This window comes from Leptothoe sp. ISB3NOV94-8A, from assembly GCF_043421595.1.
In the GTDB taxonomy this organism is placed as follows: Bacteria; Cyanobacteriota; Cyanobacteriia; order Phormidesmidales; family Phormidesmidaceae; genus Leptothoe; species Leptothoe turfae.
Genome location: NZ_JAXSQW010000002.1, coordinates 314,614 through 328,120, shown reverse-complemented (window position 1 = coordinate 328,120; position 13,507 = coordinate 314,614). Strand labels below are relative to the sequence as shown.

The 13,507-nt window shown below is 48.0% G+C and carries 15 protein-coding genes and 1 tRNA gene; 5 read left to right on the top strand and 11 right to left on the bottom strand.

Annotated elements, in window-relative coordinates; genetic code table 11:
* Nucleotides 1-42 precede the first annotated feature (42 nt).
* From SPB21_RS31950 to SPB21_RS31935, 4 genes are all read right to left on the bottom strand, one after another.
* Nucleotides 43-792: an anti-sigma factor domain-containing protein gene (locus SPB21_RS31950; RefSeq protein WP_499869068.1), complete on the bottom strand. Its 750-nt coding sequence runs from the start codon at nucleotides 790-792 to the stop codon at nucleotides 43-45.
* Nucleotides 789-1,346 carry a sigma-70 family RNA polymerase sigma factor gene (locus tag SPB21_RS31945; RefSeq protein WP_163671390.1) on the bottom strand — a complete coding sequence of 186 codons (558 nt, stop codon included), beginning with the start codon at nucleotides 1,344-1,346 and terminating at the stop codon, nucleotides 789-791. The genes SPB21_RS31950 and SPB21_RS31945 overlap by 4 nt, the downstream gene beginning before the upstream one ends.
* A gap of 108 nt (nucleotides 1,347-1,454) precedes the next feature.
* A complete protein-coding gene (locus tag SPB21_RS31940; RefSeq protein WP_499869066.1) occupies nucleotides 1,455-2,918 on the bottom strand; it encodes a phosphoglucomutase/phosphomannomutase family protein in 1,464 nt (487 codons plus the stop codon).
* A gap of 246 nt (nucleotides 2,919-3,164) precedes the next feature.
* Nucleotides 3,165-3,656, bottom strand: coding sequence for a hypothetical protein (locus SPB21_RS31935; protein ID WP_163671392.1), 492 nt, complete (start codon nucleotides 3,654-3,656; stop codon nucleotides 3,165-3,167).
* A 412-nt stretch (nucleotides 3,657-4,068) separates the two neighbouring features.
* On the opposite strand from SPB21_RS31935, the gene SPB21_RS31930 reads away from it, so the two are divergent.
* Nucleotides 4,069-4,142: transfer RNA gene (locus SPB21_RS31930), tRNA-Pro, on the top strand.
* A gap of 332 nt (nucleotides 4,143-4,474) precedes the next feature.
* Here the strand turns inward: SPB21_RS31930 and SPB21_RS31925 are convergent.
* Nucleotides 4,475-4,672, bottom strand: a complete 198-nt coding sequence (locus SPB21_RS31925; protein ID WP_163661796.1) for a hypothetical protein — start codon at nucleotides 4,670-4,672, stop codon at nucleotides 4,475-4,477.
* The gene (locus tag SPB21_RS31920; protein WP_250565490.1) at nucleotides 4,648-6,747 is read right to left on the bottom strand and encodes a S8 family serine peptidase; all 2,100 of its coding nucleotides are present in this window, start codon (nucleotides 6,745-6,747) and stop codon (nucleotides 4,648-4,650) included. Before SPB21_RS31920 ends, SPB21_RS31925 begins: the two co-directional genes overlap by 25 nt.
* 190 nt (nucleotides 6,748-6,937) lie before the next feature.
* On the opposite strand from SPB21_RS31920, the gene SPB21_RS31915 reads away from it, so the two are divergent.
* The 3 genes from SPB21_RS31915 to grxD all read left to right on the top strand — a co-directional run bounded on the left by SPB21_RS31915 (nucleotide 6,938) and on the right by grxD (nucleotide 8,907).
* On the top strand, nucleotides 6,938-7,984 hold the full coding sequence (locus tag SPB21_RS31915) for a hypothetical protein (protein ID WP_250565973.1): 1,047 nt from the start codon (nucleotides 6,938-6,940) through the stop codon (nucleotides 7,982-7,984).
* A gap of 182 nt (nucleotides 7,985-8,166) precedes the next feature.
* Nucleotides 8,167-8,418: a BolA family protein gene (locus SPB21_RS31910; RefSeq protein ID WP_163671395.1), complete on the top strand. Its 252-nt coding sequence runs from the start codon at nucleotides 8,167-8,169 to the stop codon at nucleotides 8,416-8,418.
* A 165-nt stretch (nucleotides 8,419-8,583) separates the two neighbouring features.
* Nucleotides 8,584-8,907 carry a Grx4 family monothiol glutaredoxin gene (gene grxD / locus SPB21_RS31905; protein WP_006518443.1) on the top strand — a complete coding sequence of 108 codons (324 nt, stop codon included), beginning with the start codon at nucleotides 8,584-8,586 and terminating at the stop codon, nucleotides 8,905-8,907.
* A gap of 81 nt (nucleotides 8,908-8,988) precedes the next feature.
* Here the strand turns inward: grxD and SPB21_RS31900 are convergent, their stop codons facing one another.
* Nucleotides 8,989-9,237: a DUF6761 family protein gene (locus SPB21_RS31900; RefSeq protein WP_163671396.1), complete on the bottom strand. Its 249-nt coding sequence runs from the start codon at nucleotides 9,235-9,237 to the stop codon at nucleotides 8,989-8,991.
* A gap of 517 nt (nucleotides 9,238-9,754) precedes the next feature.
* Between SPB21_RS31900 and SPB21_RS31895 the strand changes: the two genes are divergently transcribed.
* On the top strand, nucleotides 9,755-10,498 hold the full coding sequence (locus SPB21_RS31895; protein ID WP_163671397.1) for a winged helix-turn-helix domain-containing protein: 744 nt from the start codon (nucleotides 9,755-9,757) through the stop codon (nucleotides 10,496-10,498).
* Nucleotides 10,499-10,530: 32 nt separating this feature from the next.
* Here SPB21_RS31895 and SPB21_RS31890 read toward each other — a convergent pair whose 3' ends face one another.
* The 4 genes from SPB21_RS31890 to SPB21_RS31875 all read right to left on the bottom strand — a co-directional run bounded on the left by SPB21_RS31890 (nucleotide 10,531) and on the right by SPB21_RS31875 (nucleotide 13,035).
* Nucleotides 10,531-11,292, bottom strand: coding sequence for an ABC transporter ATP-binding protein (locus tag SPB21_RS31890; protein ID WP_499869063.1), 762 nt, complete (start codon nucleotides 11,290-11,292; stop codon nucleotides 10,531-10,533).
* A 33-nt stretch (nucleotides 11,293-11,325) separates the two neighbouring features.
* On the bottom strand, nucleotides 11,326-11,871 hold the full coding sequence (locus tag SPB21_RS31885; RefSeq protein WP_499869061.1) for a hypothetical protein: 546 nt from the start codon (nucleotides 11,869-11,871) through the stop codon (nucleotides 11,326-11,328).
* A 99-nt stretch (nucleotides 11,872-11,970) separates the two neighbouring features.
* The gene (locus SPB21_RS31880; RefSeq protein WP_499869059.1) at nucleotides 11,971-12,405 is read right to left on the bottom strand and encodes a DUF4079 domain-containing protein; all 435 of its coding nucleotides are present in this window, start codon (nucleotides 12,403-12,405) and stop codon (nucleotides 11,971-11,973) included.
* Between the two features lie 276 nt (nucleotides 12,406-12,681).
* Nucleotides 12,682-13,035 (bottom strand): DUF1830 domain-containing protein, encoded by a 354-nt coding sequence (locus SPB21_RS31875; protein ID WP_490795774.1) that lies wholly within the window; start codon nucleotides 13,033-13,035, stop codon nucleotides 12,682-12,684.
* Nucleotides 13,036-13,507 lie beyond the last annotated feature (472 nt).

Sequence of the window (13,507 nt, the reverse complement as noted above, 5' to 3'; positions counted from 1 at the left end):
GGCGTTGCATGTAACGCCCCTACATTGCCTAAGTTCACGCCCTTAAATTGCCCCCGTCATTACCCGCACACCCGAAGGGTCAGGGTCCGTTTGACGGCCATCAATGGTGACAAATAACTCTGTGGTTTTTACCCCCTCCGGTGGTGTTTCATTGGGGGTAAATCTGACAAATATAGAACCATCGTCTCCCGTATTAAACTCACCACAGTAAATAACTGTTCCGTTCTCTAACGCTAACCACATCCGATAAACTTCGTCTGGTGGCAGCGGTGGCAAATCGCCTAATGAGACAATCACCTCTTGCCAATTACCGGGGGTAAATAATAGTGTGCCAGCCGCGTTGGTGCCATTGCCCGTCAACGCAATTAGCCGACTGTTGGGCTGTTGTAAAATGGCAGCCACTCGATCTTCTTCGAGCTGTTGGGCCAGTTGCTGCCGTAGTCTTAGATTGTCAGTGGCTAGGGCTAGGGTTGCGATCGCAGCCAGCCCCACCAAAATTTTCCAAATAACTCCCTTAGAACCCTGGGGCAAAACAGGTGCCGTTTCAAGTGGCTCAGAGGGTACTAAAAACCGCTCCCGTAAACTTTCCGGTGGCGATATCTGCGTTAATCCTTGGGGCAGCAGCTCAAAACTCGCCTCCAGAGAATGCAATTCTTTCAAAACTGCCGGATCATCAAGGGCCAGCTGCTCCACCTGCGCCACCTCTTCCGAGGTTAAGTCCCCCAGCACATAACCTGAGAGCAACATATATTTTTCTTCTGGCAACGGACCGGGCCTGTTGTTGCTCATCATTCAACCACATCCCCTAATCGCTTCCTCAGTTCAATGAGCCCCTGACGCGCTCGCGTTTTTACAGTTCCCAAAGGCATATTTAACTGTCGAGCAATATCTGCATGGCTAATGCCCTGATAAAAGTTCATTTCTAGAACCTGACGCTGCTGATCTTTAAGTTGTGAGAGGGCTTGTCGCAAGGTTTCTTGCTGTTCTGATAAGGTGGCATTTTCCAGGGGCGTTATGGTGCGATCCGGTAAGGATTTTAATTGCTGTAGAGAACGCTTTTGGGTACTGCGCTTAGCAATTCGATCTAAGGCTCGCGAGCGAGTCACCAGGCTTAGATACGTACTTAAGACAGACCGATTAGGGTCATACTTATCCTGTTTCCAAAAATTAAAAAATATTTCCTGGGTGAGGTCTTCAGCTTCAGCGGGTTGTTTTAAAAATCTCAAGGCAACCGTATAAACTAAGCCACCATAGCGATCGTAGAGAACAGTAAGTGCTTCCTGGTGTCCAGCTCTCAAGCTACGAATTAACTCACTATCAGAAGCATCTGTAGAAAAACGAGCCATGTATTAGGGTACTGGGGTAATTGACCGCCTACCTAACGAGTATATAAAAAGGACCACACCCCAAGGGACATGATCCTCATCTCAGTTTAAACCAATCCAAATAAAGGACTAGCCCACTGAATTAGCCCAATCCTTAGCCCAGTTCAAGTGCTTGTGCACTTCTTCAAGGGTGGCTGCTTCGGAATAGAGACGCAGTACTGGCTCGGTGCCACTAAAGCGAATCAATAACCAGCTGCCATCCGCCAGGGTGAACTTATAACCATCAATGGAAAGCACATCACCTACGACCTTACCGGCAACTTCAGTCGGTGTAGCATTTTGGAGTTGGTCCAGCAGCTTAGCCCGCACATCCATATTAGCCAGGGGCAAGTCAATCCGATCATAGGCTCCTGTGAAACCAGTCTGCTGGCGTAAAGCCTGGTGCAGCTGACCAAAATCTTTACCACTTTTCACCACAGCCTCTAGCAGATACAGCGCCGATAACAGCGCATCTCGCTCAGGAATGTGATGGCCATAGCCAATGCCGCCAGATTCTTCACCGCCGATTAACACCTTAGTTTCTAGCATGCGATCGGCAATGTACTTATAGCCAATGGGCGTTTCATGCACCGATAGGCCATGGAGCTCAGCGACCTTTTGCATCAGGTTAGAGCCGCTAATGGTTTTGATCACTTCACCCTCAAAACTACGGCGTTCCTTCAGGTGCTCAATCAAAATAGGAATGAGTACCTGGGAGCTCAAAAACTCGCCCTGGCCATCCATGCCAGCTACCCGGTCACTGTCACCATCGAAGATAATACCGACCGTCAAACCTTTGCCACCAGACTGGTAACGCTCTTTGATGGCCTTGTAGAGCTTGGGAATATACTTGGGCAAGGGCTCAGGAGCCCCCCCTTCAAACAGAGGGTCTGCGTCGCCATTAATTTCATGGATGGGCATGCCAAGGATTTTTTCAAACCCGCCTGCAGCAGAACCATGCATCACATCTGCAAACAGCGTTAGCTGGCCATCAGCAATGGCAGAGCGAATAGCGTCGATGTCCACCATGCCCTGAAGTGCTTGACAGTAACTAGGCCAGGGATCAAAAGATGTAATTGTGCCCGGCTTATCAGCCACGGGCTTCCCCTGGGGCAGCATCGACTCTACTTTCTTAGTGACATCGGGGGAAACGGAACCGCCAAATGCACCTTTAACCTTTAAGCCAGAGTAGGCAGCGGGGTTGTGACTAGCCGTGATCACAATGGCACCCAACGCGCTTTTTTCGTGAGCCGCCCAGCTAAAGGCAGGGGTGGGTGCAAAACATTCAGATAACAATACGTCGTAACCAGCCTGGGCAATTGCCTCAGCGGCATGGCCTGCAAATTCAGGGGATAGAAAACGGCGGTCGTAACCCACAATCACTGTACGGCTGCCGTTGCTGCCGAAATAGTCTTCGAGAACTTTAGCGGACAGAGCGGCCACTAGCTCAACACGCTCAAAGGTAAAGTCGGCGGCAATCATGCCACGCCAACCATCTGTACCAAACTTAATCGATTTACCTACAAATACCGATGGAGATAATGCGGTTGCCATAATGATTTCAGTAATGCCACATCTAAGGAATTCACAGATGCTAAGGGAGATCCTGATCCCCTCAGCAGTTTAAACAGTGCCCTTAGCAAATGCCAGAGGGGAAAGCCCCATAACACAGTATTTTTCGAACCTAGCCTTACTGAAATAGACTGACGAGTGCTCTGAAGAGTTGCCTAGACAGCAAATTTGAGCAAATGCCGCAACCACGGCAGCATTAGTAGGTATAGCTCGCTACACAGAGCGTCCTTATACAGAAAGTCCTTCAATGGTAAATGGCGCATCGGCAAAGAGCTCGATCATGGCGATATTACTCATATTCTCTAGTTTTAGAATCTGGAGAGGTAGCAGGGCCGTTTCTGAGCTATTGGGCCACCGGAAGGCCTTATCGCTGTGGATTTGCAGCACCTTGCCGCCACTTTCTAATACCTTGAGCACCATGGGTTGTGTGCAACGACCCCAGAGGCAGAAGGAGTCGACGTCGTCGTCTAGGGCGATGGACAAGCGGTTGTCATTACCCGTTGGCATGATTATCCGCTCTCCTACTCGTGCCACAAACCTGGGGTTAGAAGGGATCAGTGCGATCGCACATCCAAAACTCACCCCGGCAAACTGGCTTGTTACCATTTCCAATGGCTTCAAAACTTGAAAATCAAACCCCGTAGGGACATTAGTTATGTTCAGTACATCTGCCTCTAATGCATCGGCAGTGGGTGAACAGTCAATATTGAGAGCAAACACGGATGGTCTCCTAAGCGGTTAACTTTCGCTACATTGGCAGACTCAGTAATTCCTTACCTGTCTGTATCAAATCGCAGCGCATAGCAACAGCAACATGAATAGTGTGTCAGTAAAGTGGGAACAACTCACACCCTTAGGGTAAGGATGCACATATGAAACCAAATTGAAACGTTAGATATATAAAGAAACTAACGAACATAGGCTTAGAACCTTGAAAAATCAGTAAAGCCCTTGGCAATCATAGTGCATATCTCAGATTTACTACGTTTCCCTCTAAGTTATGCCTATTAGCATGAACTAATAATTCACTCTAAAAGTGAGTGTGATAACCTAGTTTGGTAGCAGTAATAACCTGTAGCAATAATTCAGGTATAAATCACTTGAATTAGCGATTGCTTAAGGTGAGCTGAGACGGGATGTAGCGCAGTTTGGTAGCGCACTTCGTTCGGGACGAAGGGGCCGCTGGTTCGAATCCAGTCATCCCGATTTTGTAACTGATCAACTGGCATGTGCATGCGTACTAAGAGTTGCCAGACAGCTGGACTGCTAGTTCAGCTGTCCTAAAAAAATGGAATAATCTAGCCGACAAACCCATAACTTCTGATATCCATCCAGAAATAGCTACAGATTTTGTCATATCAATCACAAACACTCGCTCACACATTTAACTAGCATCCCTATCAACGCTAGTAAGTCTGTTCAATCAAACCCTGATGTCTCGATACTTGAGGCAGTGTAGTAATATCCCCCAAAAAACTGGTAGTAACTACTACCTACGCAGGACATGTAGATATCACCAGTAAGCCAGCAACATATATTTATGTTGGTAGTGGGTATTGCGCTAATAAAAGCGTCATACCCATAAATTTAGCATCCTCAGCAAAAAAATGAGTAAGCTGTGTTACTAACCCCTCCAACCATATATAGCGTAAGCTCAGAGCCTCAAATAATAAGGTTTTTATTTGCACGACAATTGGCGTACGTATCTCTGCTAAATGCCTAGCTTTAGTGACCATTGTAACAATTGTCCCTGGTGAGTTTCACTATGGTCCAAAATTTTGAGCTGCCAACGTCCATGTATCCCAGCGTTCATCAACAAACTTAAGGCAGGCGTATTTTCAAAGGTATAGGTCTTGCGTAACTGGGTTTGTCGCCCCAATGTACGTCCTTGCAATAACACGGATTTTCCTGGGGGCGACATCACTGCAATGGACAGATCTCCCAAAAAGCCATGGCGAATCTCTACATAAATTTGAATATCTTGCAGCGTCCCTCGCTGATTGATCGTAATCCCAGCCTTCTGCATCGCGGTTCTATCAGCTGGGATAGTTAAGGTAACGGCACTTGTCCGTTCAATCACCTTGCTGAGACGGCGATGGGCCAGATGCCGATCTTGAGCTGCTTTAACTGCCTTGTAAGCATTCACTTTCCCATAGCCAAACCATAGAGAATGGCCACGATTGTCGTAGCTGCCATAGGCCAATCCCAGCTGAGGATCAGGCGTTTTGTCTTCAATTTTGTCGGCAGTATCTTGCAAAATTTGCTTCACCTCACCCGCATCCAAGTCTGGATTGGCTGATAGCATCAAGCCCACCACGCCTGCCACGACAGGACAAGCACTCGATGTACCACCAAATGAACTGGTATAGCTGGTCCGGCTATACCCCGTCCTACCTGTGCGATCGGCGGTGGTCATGCCCAAACCAGCAAACGATCCGTTCACTAAAGGCCCGGTTTCCACCTGTCCTACATCTGGTAACGCCATACTCGGCGGTCCATTATTGCTGGGTGCTGCCACAGAGACATGTTTGCCCCAATTGCTGTAGACGGCTTTCTGATTCAAGCTAGTGCTGGCTGACACTGTGATCACATCCGGATGCATTGCAAACCCACCCAGCCATTGGGTCACTCCCCGTAAGGCATTTTTAGGCCAGCCGAGCTCACGCACCTTGCCGTTTAACGGTCGGTTGGCATTGCCAGCTGAAAACAGCACCACACACCCTTTACCATTACGTCCCTTGGTAGCAGCGCGATTAATGGCATTACGCTGGCGCAGCGACAGGGGGAAATAAACCGCTGCGGGGGACCAGCTACAGGAAATCACGGATGCGCCCCGACTAACTGCCCCTTCAAACAGCTGCTCGATCGATTCATCGTCGAGATACCCAGTCGTTTGAATCGGCATAAAGCTACAGCCTGGAGCCACCCCCACAACACCACTACCGGTTTCTTCTGCCACGGCTAAGCCAGCCACCGCTGTACCATGATTCTCATGGGCCTGACTAGGCATGGGTAAACCATCACGATGCTTCAGATCGGACGGAGCAACTAATTTCCCCATGCCTTGTAAATCTGGGTGGTTGAGATCAAAGGCATCATCGGTTACCGCAATCACCACTGAGCGGCTACCCCGAGTAATGTCCCAAGCTTTTTCTGCATCAATATGGGACTTTGAAGCCAGGCCACGTCCCCCTTGATGCTGTAAATGCCACTGTTCACTATAAAGCGAGTCTTTGGGCCGATATAGGGGAGCTGTAGACACGACCACATTGGGCTCAGCCACTAACACCTGAGCATTACGCATCAGGCGATTGGCTAGTTTAATCGGATTCTCGGCTGCTGCCTTAGTGACCCGAAAAATATAGGTACGTTCGGTCCCATCCAATCCTTTTTCGCGGATAAGGCCTAGCTCCCTTGCGAGTTCGTCAATGGTTCTTAAAGGGAACTCAGTCGTAAACTGTACAGTGAGCTGATCCAGTAAATAAATATGGGTCTTAGGACTGGCCGCTAACTCATATACATGACTGGCAAAGCGTATGCTGTCCAACTGGCGCGCCATCTGTAGAGCGTTCTCTAGCTGCTGACGATGCACCTTCAAGGCTATGAGCTGTCCCCGCGCCACTGATTTCACAGCGAGGGGACGCCATTCCTGCTTAAGGTGCTCCAGCAAACTCGACTGTTCTTCCAAGGTTTCAATCCGAATTGTCAGCCAGTTGTGCACCTTATAGAGCAAGAGTTCCTCGCCACCCCGTTGCAAAATCACCCCTGCTTGCTCTGGGCTAACCCCTTGTAAGCTTTCTCCTGTAGTCATTTCAGGTACTTCACGGACAACATCCACTTTGACAATAGGCACAATGCCTGGAAATCTAAAATCTGTGTATTGATAACCTCTGTAACGATATATTAGGGTTCTAAAACCTAGATCCCTCTGTGAACCAAATCGTTACGCTTTGTTATCCCGCCTTGTCATCAATTGCCTTGTCATCAATTTAGTCGGCCCCATGGTTTCTTTATCACACATTGTTCAACCTGGTATGTTCTCCTTTTTAGGAGCAGCCGCTAGTTTTGCTCTGTTGGCTCCTGTTGCCCCAGCAGCCTCCATAGCTACCTCAGACGCCACGGAGACTTTATCTTCCCCCACTCTGTTGGCTCAGGGAGACATCGATGCAGGCTTAGGAATTGCACCTGGGGAAGGCCTCATGGCAGAGGCAGAAGCCGCCATTGAGAGTCAGGACTATGATCTAGCCGTCCTCAAACTTCAAGAAGCCAGAGAAATTTTAAACCAAACGTCCAACAGCTACCAAAATATTGCAGCAGCCTTTACAGGGGTGGACGCAGACATCAGCAGTAGCTTGCGCATCAGTGCCCGTGATGCCGCCCAGATGCGTGATCAGGCCACCTATAGACAGGCTCTGATCTATCGGGCCCAGGGGCAGGCAGAATTGGCCGTTCCACTGCTAGTGGAAATTGTACAAAGCCAGGGGCCTAACCGCGATCTAGGTCTGGATGGCTATCAACAATTGTTTGAACTGGGCTTTGTCAGCCGACCTTATCGCCGCACAGGGTCTGAAGATCCCAGTAATGCCGTTGCCAACGTCGCCCGACCCCTGAATCAAGGGGATAGTCCTACGGGGATTCGTGCGGCTGAACTTTTGATTAATGAAGCGGATGCCGCCTACGCTGCTGCTGACTACGCCACTGCGGTGGCGCGCCTACAGGCTGCAAGGGAAACCTTAAATCAATCTTCTGGTTATTATCAAAGTCTATTGACCACGTTCTCAGGAATTGACCGTCGCGTTAGCAACGAGATGCGTCAACAAGCCCTGGAGGCAGCGGAGCTTAGGGATCAGGCCTCCTTAAAACAAGCGCGTGCCTATCAAGCACAACAGCAGCCTACGTTAGCTATTCCCCTATTAGTGGAAGTACTTAGCAGCCAAAACCCCACCCGTGCTCTGGGACAGCAGGCTTACGATCAGCTCCTTGAAATTGGGTTTGTCGCTCAGCCCTACATTGTCAATGAAGAGACGGCAACCTCCTCTGAGCAATAAGTGCTCATAACAGCTATCTCCATCTTACGTACATCGATTGGCCATGTACATGGATTGGCCGAGTAGGGTGAACCTAAGTCAAGATAGTTAGGGTAGGCAGTGTCTGCTGTTCACGTTTAATGTTGAGCATCACCCACTGTCTATATCAAGCAGCTTCGAATTTTTCTCACCGACTTTTTCCTATGATTCCTGCCAACCAAGTAGAGCAACTGATTAAAGCAAAGCTACCCGATGCCCAGGTAACCATCCAGGATCTAACGGGTACTCAAGATCATTATCAAGCCACGATCGTCTCCACCTCATTTGAGGGACTCAATCTCGTTAAACAGCATCAGCTGGTGTACGGCAGCGTTAATGCAGCGATGGTAACGGGCGATCTCCATGCGCTGACCCTTAAAACCTTTACTCCTGAGGAGTGGGCCCAGCAGGGTTAACACAATGGGACAAATCGTTCGATAAGATTACATAGAACAACTGGCGTTGCTGATTCTTAAAAGGACTCAAGCTCAAAAGGTCTGGCCAATAGCATGTGTCCCCACAGCTTTACCCTGTAAATCAGCGACGTCAAACAGTTAGCTTAGTTATTGAGTGCTATAGCCATGTCTCCAGAAGTCAAAGAAAAAATCGACAGCTTGCTCGCATCCAACAAAATTCTTGTGTTTATGAAGGGTACTAAGCTGATGCCCCAGTGCGGGTTTTCCAACAATGTTGCCCAAATTCTTAACTCTTTGGGTGCTCCTTATGAAACCATCGATGTGCTGGCAGATTACGACATCCGTCAGGGCATTAAAGAATATTCCAACTGGCCAACGATTCCCCAGGTTTATATCGGCGGTGAATTTATTGGTGGTTCAGACATCATGATCGAACTCTATCAAAGTGGCAAGCTACAGGAAATGGTTGAAGTCGCTTTGGCATCTTAAATAATAGAAATAGGAGGGCATCGCTGATGGATGTCCTCCTGAACGCTAAGAAATATTTGGCAAAAAATTCCTAGCTAAACATTAACGATAGTCATGTTCGGGCTGGGGTTGTGCTGTAACGAAGTTTGAGGAATCAAATAAAAACCGATTTACTTCATCCTCTAGACGATGGATCAAATAGGGCTCTAGGGCATCCGAATGACGGAGCGCTGCTAAATACCCTTCGAGATAGCGTCGTAAGTCGTCATTACGGTATCCACGATTCCACTGATCCACTAGGGCATCGGTAATTCTCTGGTAGTAGCGAATTGTTTTTGCATCTTGAAGCATTGTGTGTGGGCCTCCTCTAAACCGCTTGATCGGGACCTATCTGCTAGCGCTGTGGATGAGTCAATAATGGGGGGCTTGCTAGTCGACTTTCTGCTAAATAACCGACATTTATCCGATGGAGACGAATCACCGATGTAGTGACGGAAAAACAGTTGTAAGAATTAGAATTGCAGGGGGTAGATACAGCTATATTTATTCTTGCACTATTTATTCCAACGCTCAGGTTTATGTAAACTTTTTTTGTTTTTTCAGTATTCTTTCTAAGATTTTATCAGCTTAATTTGAGCCATTATTCGATCCTTTGCAAATTATATAGAGTTGACTAACGGGTTTACATTGCTAACTGTGGTGGTTTCGTCTCTGTAATAGTTGCATTATGGATATATGAGTATCTACCCAAAGACCAGATATAAATACGGACGCATCATCAGCCCCGTAGCCGCAACTACAAAATATTCTTGAGGTCTTTGATACTCTTCTACGAGAGTGTTATGAAGCCTGGGCTTCTCAATTAGCTGTGGCCTCTACGTGTATTCAAATTATTGAGGGTAATCCTCACCTGAGATCGCTACTTAGTTGGCATCTTCAACAGGCAGGCTATCGAGTGAACCAGTCTGCTGACATTATGCGGGCTAAAGAAACCTTTCAAACGGCCCAGCCTAGCCTGGTGATTCTGGAAACAGAGCTGTCGGATGGTAATGGTTTAGAGCTTTGCCAATGGTTACAGCAGCGAGGGCGTCCTCTGGTGATGATCCTATCTGCTAAGTCAGGTGAGCCGGATGTGGTGGCAGGGTTACAGGCCGGAGCCGATGATTATCTAAAAAAGCCCTTTGGCATGCAAGAGTTTTTGGCGAGGGTCGAAGCACTGACGCGACGCAATCGTAAAATCACGGCCCCTGCGTCGTTGACCTATGGCGATTTGAATATCGACTTAATACAGCGTCGGGTGCGCTTTAAGGAGCAGTTTATTGACCTGACACCCCAAGAGTTTAGTTTGTTGTATGTGCTTACCCAAGCCGAAGGATCGCCTTTGAGCCGGGCTGACTTACTGCGACGGGCTTGGCCCGATGCCATCGATAATCCCCGCACGGTTGATACCCACGTGTTATCGCTGCGTAAAAAAATTGAGGTGGATCCCCGCCAGCCAAGTGTTATTCAGACCGTACGCAATGTGGGGTATCGGTTGAATATTGAGCGGTTGCATACGCATAACCATCATCCGGTGGGTGTAGGTGTGGCTAAGGCCGTCAATGCGGTTTGAGGATATCTCAATTAAAAATTGTAGGGACGTTTCTACGATTTTTCATTCCAATCATCATCCCAATCGTCTTCTTTTTGGGCGTTTACAATTGCTTGATTTAAACGCCCCCAATCCACCTGCCTAACCGGCTGGTAGCTTACCAGTTTGCCCCCCTGCACATATAAAACATGGGTGGCCCAATCTTTCATAAGTTCTAGCTGGTGGTTGACCATGACGACAGCGCTGACCTTGTCTAGGGTGGCGAGATAGCTGAGTAAGTACTGGGCGTAACCGGTATCTTGGGCAGCGGTGGGTTCATCGAGCAGTACGATGTCAGGTTCAGTGGCCAAAGTGCGTGCGATCGCAACTCGCTGGCGCTGCCCCACCGATAGTTCCACCGCCTGACGACTTAACCAATCTTGGGGAATTTTTAACCGCTCTAGCCATGGCTGTAATGTACGTCTGGCCGAGGCGGCACCGACGCCACGCAGGCGAGCCGGGTAACACAGACTTTCTTCTACAGACTGGTCCAGTAGCGTACTATCTTGCATTACCAGGCCGACTTTGCGGCGCAGGTCTACCACCGAATACTGGGTCAGAAGTTGCTGTTGATAAGTAATCTGACCGTCACTCGGATCGCTGAGACGGTTCATGAGTCGTAGCAGTGTGGTTTTGCCTGCCCCCGATGGTCCGACAATGGCGAGGCGAGATTTGGCTGCGATCGCAAACGATATGCGATCCAACAATAGACCCATACCCACATTGGCCCGCAAAGACACGTCGGTAAATTCTAGGACGGCATGACTGCTGTTCAAAACACATTACCCAGGCTAATCGACTAATTTATGTCACACTACACCGCCGTGGGTGGCTGTCCACACAGCCCAAGCGTCCATCAACAGCAAAAAGACTGTCATTACCAGCAAAAACAGGTACATCCATGGCTGCGCCAACGGTGTTACATCCTGAGTATCAATCCCAGTTTTTGCTTCCACCGTACGCACCAGTCGAGCAAACCCGACCACCCGCATTGGCAATAAATAAGCTCGGTCAGCGGCTGCAGTAATAAAGTAATAGACCGTGCCATTCTGTCCGGTTGAACGTGGCTTTAGAGCTTTAATCTCAGACCATTGCAAAGACCAACCACGCCAGGGCAGCGGTGACACCAGGGCAATCCCCTCGTCGGAGGTTTGCACCTGTTCACTTAACCCTGCCCCCAGAAAAATCGCCCCTAGTAATGCTAGAACAACCAATATCCAAGGTTTAACTGGTGCATCCGTTGCCTGAGCCAGAAACGGCAACGGTAACAGTAGCGCCACATAAAAACTCAGTAATGTCACCTTAATGAGTGGTGAAATACGAAACCGGTCAATAGGCTTATCCGCCGAAGACATAGGTATAGAGTCAAAAGCCACGAAATTTTGAGCGTAACATTAGTTCAAAGAGTCTGGTTGTTGTGCTGCCATCCACGGGTAAACCATAGGTCATATCCCCTAAGGCAAATACTGCTGCACCACATCCCAACCGCTGTAGCTAACCGCCGCAAACGCAACGAAAAGTAAGGCATTGAGTGTCACGTGCAGGGTACGAGCCCAGGGGCGGCTGGAAATCTGAGTAGCAGCCGCTAATGACGCTAGCACTAAACTGACAACTGACAGCCCGGCCCACAAATGCCAGGAATGTCCCAGGTTGCCATGCTCGCCCAACGTGCCAATGATGCCAATACTCAGCAATAACAGCACTAAAGCAACCAGTAGCCCGCCCAGCATAAAATGCATCACTCTCACCCAACTAAGCTGAGGCTTGTGCTGAGTGCGTGCATACCAGACAAGGCCACCCGTCATTAGCAAACCTCCATACACCGTGACAGAGAGCCCCATAGACCAGGCCGCAATACGCCACAACCAAATAAACGATGGCAAGTCCATGCGCACTACCCTAAACTCTAAAGGTTCTGATAGTTCTGAGCCTATCCAGAAATATCAGAACCTTTGTAAGCCTTACCATAGAGCAGTACTGCTAGGCCAGCTCAATCACCTGCCTAAGAGCTAACTAAACCTGATGTACAAGCCTGCCTCTAGCCCGCTCAACTGTGACATACCAAACGTGACGACTTAAAAACTTGAGGCAACGATTTAACCAATTGCTAGAGACAGCGTCACCATTAGCGTTAGAGCCTAAAAGCCCAACGCATATGACGAGTACTAACCATGGACCGGCTGCATCGCATTCAAGGCAGCTGACGCCTCACTTTCTAAATCCAAAGCTGAGCCAAGACTCTCGTCACCCACTGTGTCTTCTGCGTTATCAATCCTTAGACGCGAACAGGGAACTGTATCTTCCAAAATAGAGCTTGCCATGGAGCCAGAATGAATCTCTAATTGCCCATCAATATGCGATTCAAACATTAATCGTTGCCCTGGAAAAACAACACGTTCAAAATACCAATTTGAAATATTTGTAATTCTAGCTACCTGAATCCTACTAGAGTCATTCACATAGCAACATAAGACTGTTTTCGTATCATCAAAGGGTACGGGATCGAGTATTTGTGTCATGGGAGGAGAAAAGAGTGTGGAGGGATGCCAACAGTATCCATAACACTAACATTTAGTGATCCCCAACAACTGTAAAAGCTGCTACCGATGAGGTTTTCAGAAAACTTTACACATTCAACATAAGGAGCTTTGATGGTTTATCAGTTTTATTACTATCTGCGAATAAAAAACGTAATTATTTTAATAATGAACAATTAAAAGCAATGAAATAAGATATTCCAAAACTCAGCCTATTACTCTTAAAACACCCAATTATTTTTATTTTTTTAGCTAATGTAAGGGAATTCACGTACTACCTTTATGAGTTTATATGAGCTTAAGAAGTGTCACTAAATGTTCAGATAAGATGACATTTATATTGCTTTAATCGATACAAAAAAATCACTAGTGGATTGAGAAGTTAAATTCCTTGCTACCTGGTTTTTCAATCCTTTGCCTTAGACACCATGGTTTTGGGAGTGTTGGTCACCTT

Excerpts from the sequence above, each read along its gene's own strand:
- SPB21_RS31950 (WP_499869068.1), bottom strand. The coding sequence starts at position 792 with ATGATGAGCAACAACAGGCCCGGTCCGTTGCCAGAAGAAAAATATATG.
- SPB21_RS31945 (WP_163671390.1), bottom strand. The coding sequence starts at position 1,346 with ATGGCTCGTTTTTCTACAGATGCTTCTGATAGTGAGTTAATTCGTAGC.
- SPB21_RS31940 (WP_499869066.1), bottom strand. The coding sequence starts at position 2,918 with ATGGCAACCGCATTATCTCCATCGGTATTTGTAGGTAAATCGATTAAG.
- SPB21_RS31925 (WP_163661796.1), bottom strand. The coding sequence starts at position 4,672 with ATGGTCACTAAAGCTAGGCATTTAGCAGAGATACGTACGCCAATTGTC.
- SPB21_RS31920 (WP_250565490.1), bottom strand. The coding sequence starts at position 6,747 with ATGACTACAGGAGAAAGCTTACAAGGGGTTAGCCCAGAGCAAGCAGGG.
- SPB21_RS31915 (WP_250565973.1), top strand. The coding sequence starts at position 6,938 with ATGGTTTCTTTATCACACATTGTTCAACCTGGTATGTTCTCCTTTTTA.
- SPB21_RS31910 (WP_163671395.1), top strand. The coding sequence starts at position 8,167 with ATGATTCCTGCCAACCAAGTAGAGCAACTGATTAAAGCAAAGCTACCC.
- grxD (WP_006518443.1), top strand. The coding sequence starts at position 8,584 with ATGTCTCCAGAAGTCAAAGAAAAAATCGACAGCTTGCTCGCATCCAAC.
- SPB21_RS31900 (WP_163671396.1), bottom strand. The coding sequence starts at position 9,237 with ATGCTTCAAGATGCAAAAACAATTCGCTACTACCAGAGAATTACCGAT.
- SPB21_RS31885 (WP_499869061.1), bottom strand. The coding sequence starts at position 11,871 with ATGTCTTCGGCGGATAAGCCTATTGACCGGTTTCGTATTTCACCACTC.
- SPB21_RS31880 (WP_499869059.1), bottom strand. The coding sequence starts at position 12,405 with ATGGACTTGCCATCGTTTATTTGGTTGTGGCGTATTGCGGCCTGGTCT.
- SPB21_RS31875 (WP_490795774.1), bottom strand. The coding sequence starts at position 13,035 with ATGACACAAATACTCGATCCCGTACCCTTTGATGATACGAAAACAGTC.